Source organism: Streptomyces sp. SID5643, assembly GCF_009872555.1.
Classification (GTDB): Bacteria; Actinomycetota; Actinomycetes; order Streptomycetales; family Streptomycetaceae; genus Streptomyces; species Streptomyces iakyrus.
In genome coordinates this window covers 23,453-35,480 of record NZ_WWIC01000138.1, presented here as the reverse complement: position 1 = coordinate 35,480, position 12,028 = coordinate 23,453, and the positions used below count along the sequence as shown (strand labels likewise).

Below are 12,028 nucleotides of genomic sequence, written 5' to 3'. Positions count from 1 at the left end.
GGCCACCCCTGCACCTCAAGGGGTGGCCGCCTTGCGCGCTGCGCGGGGCTACGACGCCGGGGTCAGGTCGGCTCGGCCGAACAGGAGGGCGTAGCCCGCGGGGAGCTGGGCCAGGATGCGGGTGACCAGGTCGTCGCCGATGAGGGGCGGCAGCGTGCCGAGGACCGAGCTGACGTCCCAGCGGGCCGTGGCTGACGTGGCTCCTGGAGTGCGTGAGGCGACCTCGTCGACGAAGCATGCGGCCGTGAGCCGGTGCGCGGCCGGGATCTGGGCGGCGATCAGCCGGGCGGCCTCGCCGGGCAGGGCGCGGGCGAGGTCGACCCGTTCGTCGCCGGTGACGTGGGTGCCGAGGGCGGCCAGGACAGTGCGGGTGACCTGCTCCGCCTTCGTCCGGGTGGGGTACAGGCCCGTCTCGCGGACCGCTTCGATCAGCTGGGACCAGCCGTTGCCGTCGGTGGTGTGGGGGGCGCGGGCGGGAGTCACACGGGGCACCGTCGTCGTGCTCATGTGCGGGGTTTTCCTCCGGGTGTGTGCTGGTTGTCGACGTGTGCGCGCGGGTGCGGCGCGGGCGGGTGTGCCGCGCCGCCGGGGCGATCGTGCCCGGCGGCGCGGCGTACCGGTCGGCGATGCGGTGCGGTGCGGTCAGCCGCTGAGCTGCCTGCGGGTGTCCCCGCCCGAGATCTGGATGCGGCGGGGCTTGGCCTGCTCGGCCACCGGGATGCGCAGGGTCAGGACGCCGGCCTCGTAGGAGGCGTCGATGCGCTCCGTGTCGAGTGTGTCGCCGAGGAAGAGCTGGCGCGTGAAGGTGCCGGTGGGGCGCTCGGCGACGAGCGGTTCCGCGCCCTCGGGGGCGGGGGACCTGCGCTCGGCTCGCACGTTGAGGACGTTGCGCTCGACGTCCAGTTCGATCGTCTCGGGGTCGATGCCGGGGAGGTCGAAGTGGACGAAGAAGTCGTCCCCGGAGCGGTAGGCGTCCATCGCCATCGCCGACGGGCGGGCGGCGGAGGGGCCGAAGACCTGCTGGGTGAGTCGGTCGAGTTCACGGAAGGGGTCCGTGCGCATGAGCATCACTGGTCACTCCTCTCTTCAGGTGCAGTGGGTGCGATGCCCTACGGTCTGCGTCTTCTTATATAGCTCGGAGGAGGAAACTTGACAAGCCTGGGCTCAGGTTCGGGTTTCGGGAGCCTGCGGGCTAGCCTCAAGATCCCCAGCCGAGATCCCTGGCAGGGTGCGAGACGCAGGACGCAGGAGGCAGGTATGGCGAAGGTTCCGAGTGCGGTGGTCGCCGCGAGCGGGCTCGTGGGCGGGTACGGCGTGGCCCGCTGGACCAGGCAGCGGCCGCTCGGCGGGGTCGTACTGGCCGCGGCCGGGGTGGTGGCCGCGCGGCAGTGGCGGCAGCAGGCCGGTGGGGTGGCCGCGGGGGCGTTGTCGGCCGCGTATGTCGCCGCTTTCGCCGGGTCGCATCCGCTGGCCAGGAAGGTGGGCGCCTGGCCTGCCGTGTTCGGGGTGGCGGGGGCCGTGGGGCTGGCGTCGTGGGCGGTCGCGGACCGGCGGAGCCCCGGCGCGTAGGCGACAGCAAAGAACCCGGCCCTGAATCCCAGGGCCGGGTTCTTGTCTGGAGCGCCGGGCAGGCCTTGCACCTGCATTTCCCCACAGGAAGTGGGGCGTCTTTCCTTGGACCACCAACGCACTGTCCGCTCACCGGAGTTCCGGCGACTGGACGCAGATCAACTATAGCGCAGTTTCTGTTATCGCCCGCACCACCGGGCCGTCTCCTCACCGTCCCCCGCAGGTACGCGACTTAGACGCTGAGGTACGACGACGTGACACGACAGATCAGCCGCCGGAGCATCGTGAAGGCAGCGGGCATCGGTATCGGCATCGGTGCGACCACGACGGTGACCGCGACGGCGCTCGCCACACCGGCCGGTGCCGCCGGAGCCCCTCTCGCCCACCCCGGGCTGCTGCACACCCGCGCCGATCTGGACCGTATGGCGGCCAAGGTGCAGGCGGGTGCGAGACCGTACGCCGCCGGGTTCGCCAAGCTCACCGCGAACCGGCATGCGCAGAGCGGGTGGCGGCCGAATCCGCAGGCGGTCGTGTACCGGGGGTCGGGTACGCCCGAGAACTACGGAATCCTCTACAACGACATCCACGCCGCGTACCAGAACGCCCTGCGCTATCACGTCAGCGGTGAGGAGGTGCACGCCGACACCGCCGTGGCGATCCTCAACGCCTGGTCGGGCAAGCTGACCAGGCTGGAGGGCAGTGCCGATCGGTTCCTGGCGGCGGGGTTGTACGGCTACCAGTTCGCGAACGCCGCCGAACTGGTGCGGGAGCACGGGGAGTTCGACCTGGGGCGGGCGCAGGAACTGATGCGCAGCGTCTTCCATCCGCTGAGCGACGACTTCCTGACCCGGCACAACGGTGCCGTCGTCACGAACTACTGGCCCAACTGGGACCTGACGGCCATCGCGTGTGTGCTCGCGACGGGGATCTTCTGCGACGAACGGGCCGTGGTCGAGCGGGCCGTTGAGTACTTCAAGCACGGGGACGGCATGGGATCGGTGAAGCACGCCATTCCCGTCGTCCACGAGGACGGGCTCGGCGAGTGGGTCGAGGCCGGGCGGGACCAGGGGCACGCGCTGCTCGGGGTCGGGCTGATGGGCACGGTGTGCGAGATGGCGTGGAACCAGGGGGTCGACCTGTACGGCTACGACGACAGCCGGTTCCTCAAGGGGGCGCAGTACGTGGCCAAATGGAGCCTGGGCGGGGATGTGCCGTACACGGCCAACACGCGGCGGAAGGGGGCGATCGGGGGATGGTCGGGGAGCGAGACCGCGTCGGATGTCGCGGTTGTGGATCCGTCGATGACCCGGCCCATCTGGGCGATGATCGCCAACCACTACACCAAGCGGCGGGGGCTGGCGGCGTCGTACCTCACGCGGGCGGCAGCCAAGGCCGCGCCGGAGGGTGGGGGCGGGGACTACGGGCCCAACAGCGGAGGGTTCGACCAGCTGGGGTTCGGGACGCTGGCGTTCACCCGCGACCGGGTGGAGGAGGCGGCCGGCGGCGCCACCCCGACTCCGACTCGGAGCCCGAGTCCGGGTCCGGGTTCGGGTCCGTCCGGTGGATCCCGGGGGGCCGGGGGTGGCCGGCCGCAGGCTTCGGCGTCTCCGGCCGGCGGGGGTGATCTCGCCGCGACCGGGTCCGGGGATGGGGCGGGCTGGGCCGCTGCGGCGGGGATCGGCGCTGTGGCCGGCGGGTTGCTGCTGCTGCGCAGGCGTGACCGGGCGCTGCGACGGGGTGCGGACGAGTAACCGCTGTGATGCGGCGGGGAGCGGACGAGTAACCGCTGTGATGCGGCGGGGAGCGGACGAGTAACCGCTGTGATGCGGCGGGGAGCGGACGAGTAGCGGCTCTGATGCGGCGGGGAGCGGACGAGTAGCGGCTGTGATGCGGCGGGGGGACGGACGAGCAGCGCCCGCGCTACGGCCAGGCACCGGACGAACAGCACCCGCCCCGCACTACGGCCAGGCACCAGGCGAACAGCACCCACGCTGCGGCCGGGCAACACACGAGCAGCGGCTGCCGCGCAGCCTCTCACCCGTCCACGGACGGCAGCAGCGGCGTGCGAGCGCGGAAACCGGTCCGCGCTCGCACGCCTCTCAGCGGATGGGATCGGCCGTACCCCAGGCCGTCACACCCTGGCCCCTCCACCGGCCCCGCTGCCCGCCGCCGTCAGCGGCTTCGCGATGTCCTCCAGGGAGCGGCGTTCCGCCTTCACCGCCAGGAGCGCCGCGACCAGGCCCGCCAGGCACATCAGCGTCGCGCCGATCGAGAAGGCGAGGACCGTGTCGCCGACGACGCCGGATTCCGTGAGCTTGGCGAAGAGGAGCGGGCCGCTGATGCCGCCCGCTGCCGTGCCGATGGCGTAGAAGAACGCGATCGACATGGCGCGGGTCTCCATGGGGAAGACCTCGGAGACGGTCAGGTAGGCGCTGGACGCGCCGGCCGAGGCGAAGAACAGGACCGTGCACCAGCATGCCGTCATCGTGGCCGCGCTCAGGGAGCCCTGGTCGAAGAGCCAGGCCGTGCCGAAGAGGAGCAGGCCGGACAGGATGTACGTGCCGGAGATCATGATGCGGCGGCCGACCGTGTCGAAGAGCTTGCCGAGGAGCAGCGGGCCGAAGAAGTTGCCGAGCGCGATGACGGCGAAGTAGTAGCCGGTGTTGCCGCTCGGGACGTCGAAGAACGTGGTCAGGATCGCGCCGAAGCCGAAGGTGATCGCGTTGTAGAGGAAGGCCTGGCCGATGAAGAGGGAGAAGCCGAGGATGGCGCGCCTGCGGTAGTCGGAGAAGACCGTGCGGCCGATCTCGATGAAGGAGACGCTGCGGCGCTGGTGGATGGTGATCTCGCCCTCGGGGCGCGGCAGCGGCTCACCCCTCTCCTCTTCGATCTTGCGTTCGATGGAGGAGACGATGCGTTCCGCTTCGTCGTCGCGGCCGTGGATCAGCAGCCACCGCGGGCTTTCGGGGACGTGCCGGCGGACGAGGAGGATCACCAGGGCGAGGACCGCGCCGAGGGCGAAGGTGAGGCGCCAGCCGACGTTCGCCGCGAAGATGTCCGTGTCCAGCGCGACGACCGACAGCAGCGAGCCGAAGACGGCTCCCAGCCAGAAGCTGCCGTTGATCATCAGGTCGGTGCGGCCGCGGTACTCCTTGGGGATCAGCTCGTCGATCGCGGAGTTGATGGCCGCGTACTCGCCGCCGATGCCGAAACCGGTCAGGAAGCGGAAGAGGAAGAACCACCAGGTGTCGAAGGAGATGGCGGTGAGGGCCGTGGCTCCCAGGTAGACCGCCAGGGTGATCATGAAGAGTTTTTTACGCCCCCATTTGTCGGTCAGACGGCCCCAGAAGAGGGCGCCCAGGCAGGCGCCCGCCACGTACAGGGCGGCCGCCATGCCGGTGACCTCGCCGGAGGTGATGGGCAGACCGCTGCCGGGTTCGGACAGGCGGCCGGCGATGTTGCCGACGACGGTGACTTCGAGTCCGTCGAGGATCCACACGGTGCCGAGACCGATGACGATCGTCCAGTGCCAGCGCGACCACGGGAGGCGGTCGAGGCGGGCGGGGATGTCGGTCGTCACGGTTCGGCCGGTCTCGGCCTGCGCGGTGGTCATGGGCTCCCTCCCCATCGAGCGAACCCGGTTCGAGTGCCCTGGGCGCCTTTTCTCACGCCCCGGATTTACGCCCCCAGCGCGCGGGAGACCGTGTAGATCAGCAGCCCGGCCAGGGAGCCGACGACCGTGCCGTTGATGCGGATGAACTGCAGGTCGCGGCCGATGTTGGCCTCGATCTTCTTCGTGGTGTGCTCCGCGTCCCAGCTCGCCACCGTGTCCGTGATCAAGGAGGTGATCTCCTTGCGGTAGGTGGTGACGACGTAGACGGCCGCGTCCTCCACCCACCGGTCGACCTTGTCCTGGACCTTGCGCTCGGCCGCCATCCGGGAGCCCAGCGACAGCAGGGACGCCCGCACACGCAGCCGCAGCTCGCTGCGTTCGTCCTCCGCGGCGGCGACGATCATGGATCGTACGGCCGTCCAGGCGCTGGCGATGAGGTCCTGGACCTCGCCGCGGCCCAGCACCTCGCCCTTGAGCCGCTCGACGCGGGCCCGGGTGTCGGTGTCGGACTGGAGGTCGGAGGCGAAGTCGGTGAGGAAGCGGTCGAGGGCGCCGCGGGCGGGGTGAGCGGGCATGTCGCGCATCTCGGTGGCGAAGCGCAGCAGCTCCCGGTAGACCCGCTCGCCGACCTTGCGGTCGACGAACTTCGGCGTCCAGCCGGGGGCGCCGCCCTCGACGGCGTCCATCACCTCCTCGCGGTGCAGCACCAGCCAGTCGTGCGCGCGGTTGACGACGAGGTCGACGACCCGTTTGTGGCCGCCGTCGGCGACGACCTTCTCCAGCATCTTGCCGATGCCGGGCCCGATCTCCTGGGCGTTGGCCCGGCGGGTGATGGCCTCCCCGACCACCGCCTGGACGTCGGAGTCCCGCAGGACCGTCAGGGCGCCGCGCAGGGCGGTGGACAGCTCGGCGGTGACCCGGTCAGCGTGTTCGGGGACGGCGAGCCAGGCGCCGAGCCGGCTGCCGATGCCGACGGCGCGCAGCCGCTGCCGTACGACGTCCTCGGAGAGGAAGTTCTCGCCGACGAACTCGCCCAGGGAGACGCCGAGCTGGTCCTTCTTGGTGGGGATGATCGCGGTGTGCGGGATGGGGATGCCGAGGGGGTGCCGGAAGAGGGCGGTGACGGCGAACCAGTCGGCGAGCGCGCCGACCATGCCCGCCTCGGCGGCCGCGGCGACATAGCCCGCCCAGGGGCCGGCGCCGGAGTTCTGCGCCCACTTGGCGAGGACGTAGACCACGGCCACGAACAGCAGGAGTCCGGTGGCGGTGAGCTTCATCTGCCGCACACCGCGCTGCTTTTCCTCGTCCGCCGGGCTGAAGGTCGTCATCGCACGGTTCACGGCGCCGCCGGGCCGGGCATGCTGCCCTCCGGTACCGGCGCCCTTTTCTGCTGCTTTCGTCCGTTCCATCCGCTCCACCCGCTTGGTGATCCCGCACACATTGTCCCTTCCTGACCGACTCCTGGAACGGAACAGAGGTTCCCGGCGTCTGTCGGGAGGGGGGAATGCCATGGGGTCCTGTGAGCTCCCCCCGGCCCATGCCGCATCATGGGCACATCAGATCGGAGCCTTGGGCTCCCATCGCCCGAGGAGAACTGAACAGCATGACCCGAGGACGTGGCTACGCCCTCCTGGCCCTGGTCGTCGCAGCGATCGTGGCCCTTTCCACCGCCATATACGTCGGCGTGGCGTCCGACGACGGCCTGCGCACCCGGAACGCCCTCGGCGACGGCCGCGCCCCCCACAACTCCGCCGCCCCCGCCTCCACCGGCACCTGGGTCGGCACCTGGTCCACGTCCCCCTCCGCCGCCGAACCCGGTACCGAGACGACCGGCATGGCGAACCGTTCGGTACGCAACGTCGTCCACACCAGCGTCGGGGGTACGGGTGCCCGCGTGACGCTGTCCAATCTCTACGGCCAGTCGCCGCTGAACATCACGCGGGCGACGATCGCCGTGTCCGCGGGCAGCGGCACGGCGGCGGCGCTCGCGGACACCATGCGGCAGCTGACCTTCGGCGGCGGGCCCACGGTCGTCATCCCGCCCGGCCGGCAGGTCATGAGCGACGCCGTACGGGTCGTCGTCCCGCACGACTCCGACGTCCTGATCACCACCTACACGCCCACCAGCTCGGGCCCGGTGACCTACCACCGGCACGCCCGGCAGGTCTCCTACGTCGCGCAGGGCGACCACACGCAGGACGCGACCGGCACGCCGTACACCGAGCGGACCGGCTCCTGGCGCTACCTGACCGCGCTGGACGTGCTGAGCAACGAGTCCGACGGCACGATCGTCGCCCTCGGCGACTCGCTGACCGACGGCATCACCTCGACGCCGGACACCAACAGCCGGTGGACGGACGTGCTCTCCGACCGGCTGCGCGCGGAGATCGCGGCCGGGCGTGACCTGCCCCGCTACAGCGTCGTCAACCAGGGCATCAGCGGCAACCAGGTCCTCGCCGACGGGCTGGGCCGCCCCGCCGACAACCCCAGCGGGCTGAACCGCTTCGGGCGGGACGTCATGGAGCGGACGAACGTCAAGGTCGTCGTCATCGACCTCGGCGTCAACGACATCCTGCGCAACCCCCGGCTCGCCGAGCCGAACGCGATCCTGAACGGCCTGCGCACGATGGTCGGGCAGGCCCACGCGCGCGGCGTGAAGGTCGTCGGCGCGACCCTGATGCCGTTCTACGGGCACCGCGGGTACACGGAGGCCCGGGAGGCGGTCCGCCAGACGATCAACGCGGAGATCCGCGCCGGGCGGGTGTTCGACGCCGTGGCCGACTTCGACCAGGCGCTGCGGGACCCGTACGACCCGCGGCGGCTGCGGGCCGACTACGACTCCGGCGACCACCTGCACCCCAGCGACAAGGGGTACGCGCGGATGGCGGAGTCCTTCGACCTGGAGACGCTGAAGGGATCGGCCCCGGCGGAGCTGTAGTCCCCGGCTCGGCCCGCCCCGTGCCCGTTGCCTCCCCGGAGGCGGCGGGCACACGGCTGCCGGGGTCGGGACTCGGGCTTCGGGGATCGAACTCAGGGCCCGGAGCCCGGAGGTGGGAGATCGGGGGTCGGAGACCGGGGGTCGGAGATCGGGGGTCGGCCCATAAGCCGAGGCTCGGGCCCGGAGCCGGGTTCGAGCCCAGGGCCCGGCGTCAGTGCTCCCAGTGGGAGTTCCGTCGGCGCGGCTCGCCCAGCTCCCGCCGCTCCGCCCTGCGCTCCAGCTTCTCCTGGCGGCGTTCCTCGCGGATGCGCAGCTTCTCCGCCCGGGTCAGCTTCCGCTGCACCCCGACGCCGCCCCAGAACGCGAAGCCCGTGACGACGACCCGCGGGGCGCCCGGCTCCCCCGGCACGCCCTCCTCGCGGTGGTCGAAGCCGCCCATGATGCCGATGCCGCGGACGACGACCTCGACGCCGGGCGGCACGATCACATCCACCCCGCCCATGATCGCGATCGCGTTGACCTCGACCTCGCGGTCCGCGAAGTTCGCCTCGCGCAGGTCGATCTCCCCGCCGCCCCAGAAGGCGAAGCAGGTGAACCGCCGGGGCATTGTCCAGCGCCCCTTGCGCTGGAAGCCCGACATCACGGCGACGGCCCACGTGGAGGACCCCTCACCGCCGGTGATCCGCCCGGACCAGTCCGGCCCGGCCGCCGGGTCCTTCGTCAGGGACACCGCCGGGACGGTCACGCCCGCGGCCGGCAGGTCCCGGGTGATGGGCGCCAGTTCCCCGTACGTCCGGGCCCGGTACGTCGCGTCGAGCCGCTCCTCGAACTCCGCCATGTCGAGACGGCCCTCGGCGAGGGCGTCCCGCAGGATCTCGGCGACCCGTTCACGGTCGGCGTCGGAGGCTCGGAGGTCCGGGACGGCGTCGTCGGTCATACACAGCAGCCTACGAGTTCACCCCGCCGGGGGCTACGAGATCGCCCGCTCGGCCTGTTCCGGCGGGGGCCCGGGGGTGTCCCCCGACACATGCAGCATCTTCGCGATCACCGCCTCGATGTCCGGCTCCCGCACCGACAGGTCGACCAGCGGGTACTCGGCCGCGATCCGCGCCACCAGCGGCGCCGCCGACTCCCCCGCCGGGAACGCGAGCCACTGCCGCGGACCGTCCACCCGGACGACCCGTGCCGGCGCCGGCGCCTCGATCGGCGGCAGTTCCCGCTCCAGGTCCACGACCAGGGTCCGCTCGCTCTCCCCCGCCTCGTGCAGCCCGGCGAGCGGACCGTCGTACATCAGGCGCCCGTGGTCGATGACCATCACCCGCTTGCACAACTGCTCGATGTCCTGGAGGTCGTGCGTGGTCAGCAGCACCGTCGTGCCGCGCTCGGTGTTCAACTCCCGCAGGAACTCGCGCACCTTGGACTTCGACACGACGTCCAGACCGATGGTCGGCTCGTCGAGGTACAGCACCTCCGGGTCGTGCAGCAGGGCCGCCACGATGTCGCCGCGCATCCGCTGCCCGAGGGAGAGCTGCCGAACCGGCACGTCGAGCAGGTCGCCCAGGTCGAGGAGTTCGACCAGACGGTCGAGGTTCTCCCGGTAACGGGCGTCCGGGATGCGGTACATGCGGTGCATCAGCCGGTAGGAGGCGAGCAGCGGCAGGTCCCACCACAGCGTCGTGCGCTGTCCGAACACCACGCCGATGCGGTGCGCCAGGCGCGTCCGCTCCCGGGAGGGATCGATGCCGGCCACCCTGAGCCGGCCCGCACTGGGCGTGAGGATGCCCGTCAGCATCTTGATCGTGGTGGACTTGCCGGCGCCGTTGGGCCCGATGTAGCCCACCATCTCGCCCCGTTCCACCCGGAAGGAGATGGAGTCGACGGCCCTCACCTGCCGCCGCTCCCGCTTCATGAAGCCGGTCTTCCTGCGCACCTCGAAGACCTTCTCGACCCCGTCGAGTTCGATGAATGTGCTGTCCACCCGGGTCAACTCCCTGTACTCCGGTACGAACGAAGCCCCGTCCGCCACGCCAGCCCGGCCGGCAGACAGCAGGCCACCGCCACCAGCGGCGAGGCGAACGCCGCCCACCCGGGCAGCCCGACCGGGTACGGCCGCCCCAGCACGTGGGCGGCGGGCACCCAGTTGACGAAGGCCAGCGGCAGCATGAAGGTCACGCCCCGCACCAGGTCCTTGCCGAACACGGTCGGCGGATACTGCAACAGCGTCGTCCCGCCGTAGGTGAACGCGTTCTGCACCTCGGCGGCGTCCTGGGCGTAGATCTGGAAGGCCGCGCCCGCCACGAACACCGCAGAGAAGATCGCCGCGCCGCTCACCACCATCACCGGCACCAGCAGCACCTTGGACGCGCTCCAGTCGACGTCCACCGACGCCAGCGCCCAGCCCAGCACCACCGCGCCCTGGGTGATCCGGCCCAGCCGGCGCAGCGCGAAGCGGTCGGCCCCCACCTGGGCGAGCACCGGCGCCGGACGCACCAGCAGCGTGTCGAAGGAGCCGTCGCGCATCCGGGCGCCCAGGACGTCCATCGAGCCGAGCGCCAGATCGGCGATCCCGAACGACGTCACGGACAGTCCGTAGAGGAAGGCGACCTCGGGCAGCGACCAGCCGCCCAGTGAGTCCACCTGCGAGAACATCAGCAGGATCCCCACGAAGTCCAGGCCGGTCACCGTCAGGTTCCCGAGCACCGTGACGACGAAGGAGGTGCGGTAGGTCATGCTCGACCGGACCCACATCCCGGCGATCAGCCGGTAGGCCCGCAGCCCTTCGGCCAGAGCAGCGCGCTCAGCCACCCTGCACCACCACCCGGCGCGTCGCGGCCGACTGCAACAGCCGCCCCGCCGCCAGCAGTGCCACCGCCCATGCCGCCTGGAAGGCGAACGCCCCGAGCGGGTCGGTCTCCCCCATCAGCACGTCCGCCGGCATCTGGATCTGCGCCGCCCACGGCAGCACCCGCACGACCTCGCCGAGCACGCCCGGGAAGGCGTTCAGCGGCAGCACCATGCCCGAGAAGAAGATCCCCGTGACCATCAGGACCTGGTTGACGCCCATGCCGTCCATCAGCCAGAACACGCTCAGCGCCGCCAGATAGCGCAGGGCGAAGCTCACGACCGCCGCCAGCAGCAGCGTCACCGCGAATGCCGCCCACGGGGTGAGGTCCGTCGGCAGAGCCATCGGGAAGAAGACCGCGCCGAACACGAACGGCACCACACCCCGCCCCAGCAGCTGGAACAGAGCCCGCCCCACGTCCCCGGCCAGCCACCACAGCTGAAGATCGGCCGGCCGGTACAGGTCGACGGCGATCTCACCGGTGCGGATGCGCTCCATCAGGTCCTTCTCCGCGCCGCCGCCCTGGATCGCGAGGGTCGCGTAGAGGCACTGCCCCAGCCAGACGTAGGTCACCGCCTGTGCCTGGTCGTACCCCCCGAGGTGCGGTTTCTCGTGCCACAGCGCCAGATACGTGTAGACGAGGATGACGCCGAAGACGGTGTTGGTGAACACTCCGGCCACCGTGGCCGCCCGATAGGTCGCGTACCGCCGGAAGCCCCCCGCCGCGACGGCCGCGTACAACCGTCCCGAGCCCACATCCACAGCCCTCCTCGCCGCCGGCACCGAAGCGCAGGAGCCTAGTGGGCCGGATATCGGGCGTGCTACGCAATTTCGGGGAGCGGCGGGGGTGCCGCAGGGCGAGTGAGCACCGGCCCAGACGGTACGATCCGTTGCGTCCGCGTGGGCCGAGGCGCCCGTGGCCGGGGCGAGCGGCGTGGCGGTGGTGCCGGCCGGGCGGAGCGTACGAGCCGTCGCGATCACGGCCGTGTCCCCCTTCGGGCGAATGTGGCGTAGGCGAGATCACGATTCGGGCAGGCGTGCGGAGCAGCACGTTTCACCCCGTGCC

At 71.3% G+C, this 12,028-nt stretch carries 11 protein-coding genes; 3 read left to right on the top strand and 8 right to left on the bottom strand.

Annotated features, from left to right (window positions below):
- Positions 1 to 48: 48 nt before the first annotated feature.
- Together GTY56_RS16955 and GTY56_RS16950 are read right to left on the bottom strand one after the other, a co-directional pair.
- The gene (locus GTY56_RS16955; RefSeq protein WP_161366217.1) at positions 49 to 507 is read right to left on the bottom strand and encodes a DUF2267 domain-containing protein; all 459 of its coding nucleotides are present in this window, start codon (positions 505 to 507) and stop codon (positions 49 to 51) included.
- A 135-nt stretch (positions 508 to 642) separates the two neighbouring features.
- A complete protein-coding gene (locus GTY56_RS16950) occupies positions 643 to 1,068 on the bottom strand; it encodes an Hsp20/alpha crystallin family protein (RefSeq protein ID WP_202510311.1) in 426 nt (141 codons plus the stop codon).
- Positions 1,069 to 1,257: 189 nt separating this feature from the next.
- Between GTY56_RS16950 and GTY56_RS16945 the strand changes: the two genes are divergently transcribed.
- Positions 1,258 to 1,569, top strand: coding sequence for a hypothetical protein (locus GTY56_RS16945; RefSeq protein WP_161366215.1), 312 nt, complete (start codon positions 1,258 to 1,260; stop codon positions 1,567 to 1,569).
- Between the two features lie 254 nt (positions 1,570 to 1,823).
- Complete coding sequence (locus tag GTY56_RS16940) at positions 1,824 to 3,320, top strand: alginate lyase family protein (protein WP_346345501.1); 1,497 nt, start codon at positions 1,824 to 1,826, stop codon at positions 3,318 to 3,320.
- A gap of 380 nt (positions 3,321 to 3,700) precedes the next feature.
- On the opposite strand, the gene GTY56_RS16935 is transcribed toward GTY56_RS16940, so the two are convergent.
- Entirely contained in the window at positions 3,701 to 5,182 is a 1,482-nt protein-coding gene (locus GTY56_RS16935; protein ID WP_161366214.1) for an MFS transporter, read from the bottom strand.
- Positions 5,183 to 5,247: 65 nt separating this feature from the next.
- Positions 5,248 to 6,591 carry a DUF445 domain-containing protein gene (locus tag GTY56_RS16930; RefSeq protein ID WP_202510310.1) on the bottom strand — a complete coding sequence of 448 codons (1,344 nt, stop codon included), beginning with the start codon at positions 6,589 to 6,591 and terminating at the stop codon, positions 5,248 to 5,250.
- 194 nt (positions 6,592 to 6,785) lie between these two features.
- On the opposite strand from GTY56_RS16930, the gene GTY56_RS16925 reads away from it, so the two are divergent.
- Positions 6,786 to 8,120 (top strand): SGNH/GDSL hydrolase family protein, encoded by a 1,335-nt coding sequence (locus GTY56_RS16925; RefSeq protein ID WP_161366212.1) that lies wholly within the window; start codon positions 6,786 to 6,788, stop codon positions 8,118 to 8,120.
- A gap of 211 nt (positions 8,121 to 8,331) precedes the next feature.
- Here GTY56_RS16925 and GTY56_RS16920 read toward each other — a convergent pair whose 3' ends face one another.
- The 4 genes from GTY56_RS16920 to GTY56_RS16905 are packed head-to-tail and all read right to left on the bottom strand — an operon-like array spanning position 8,332 to position 11,718.
- Complete coding sequence (locus GTY56_RS16920) at positions 8,332 to 9,057, bottom strand: DUF1707 SHOCT-like domain-containing protein (RefSeq protein ID WP_161366211.1); 726 nt, start codon at positions 9,055 to 9,057, stop codon at positions 8,332 to 8,334.
- A 33-nt stretch (positions 9,058 to 9,090) separates the two neighbouring features.
- On the bottom strand, positions 9,091 to 10,146 hold the full coding sequence (locus GTY56_RS16915; protein ID WP_524540112.1) for an ABC transporter ATP-binding protein: 1,056 nt from the start codon (positions 10,144 to 10,146) through the stop codon (positions 9,091 to 9,093).
- Positions 10,104 to 10,925, bottom strand: a complete 822-nt coding sequence (locus GTY56_RS16910) for an ABC-2 family transporter protein (RefSeq protein ID WP_161366209.1) — start codon at positions 10,923 to 10,925, stop codon at positions 10,104 to 10,106. The genes GTY56_RS16915 and GTY56_RS16910 overlap by 43 nt, the downstream gene beginning before the upstream one ends.
- On the bottom strand, positions 10,918 to 11,718 hold the full coding sequence (locus tag GTY56_RS16905; protein WP_161366262.1) for an ABC-2 family transporter protein: 801 nt from the start codon (positions 11,716 to 11,718) through the stop codon (positions 10,918 to 10,920). Before GTY56_RS16905 ends, GTY56_RS16910 begins: the two co-directional genes overlap by 8 nt.
- Positions 11,719 to 12,028: the final 310 nt, after the last annotated feature.

Excerpts from the sequence above, each read along its gene's own strand:
- GTY56_RS16955 (WP_161366217.1), bottom strand. The coding sequence starts at position 507 with ATGAGCACGACGACGGTGCCCCGTGTGACTCCCGCCCGCGCCCCCCAC.
- GTY56_RS16950 (WP_202510311.1), bottom strand. The coding sequence starts at position 1,068 with ATGCTCATGCGCACGGACCCCTTCCGTGAACTCGACCGACTCACCCAG.
- GTY56_RS16945 (WP_161366215.1), top strand. The coding sequence starts at position 1,258 with ATGGCGAAGGTTCCGAGTGCGGTGGTCGCCGCGAGCGGGCTCGTGGGC.
- GTY56_RS16935 (WP_161366214.1), bottom strand. The coding sequence starts at position 5,182 with ATGACCACCGCGCAGGCCGAGACCGGCCGAACCGTGACGACCGACATC.
- GTY56_RS16930 (WP_202510310.1), bottom strand. The coding sequence starts at position 6,591 with ATGGAACGGACGAAAGCAGCAGAAAAGGGCGCCGGTACCGGAGGGCAG.
- GTY56_RS16925 (WP_161366212.1), top strand. The coding sequence starts at position 6,786 with ATGACCCGAGGACGTGGCTACGCCCTCCTGGCCCTGGTCGTCGCAGCG.
- GTY56_RS16920 (WP_161366211.1), bottom strand. The coding sequence starts at position 9,057 with ATGACCGACGACGCCGTCCCGGACCTCCGAGCCTCCGACGCCGACCGT.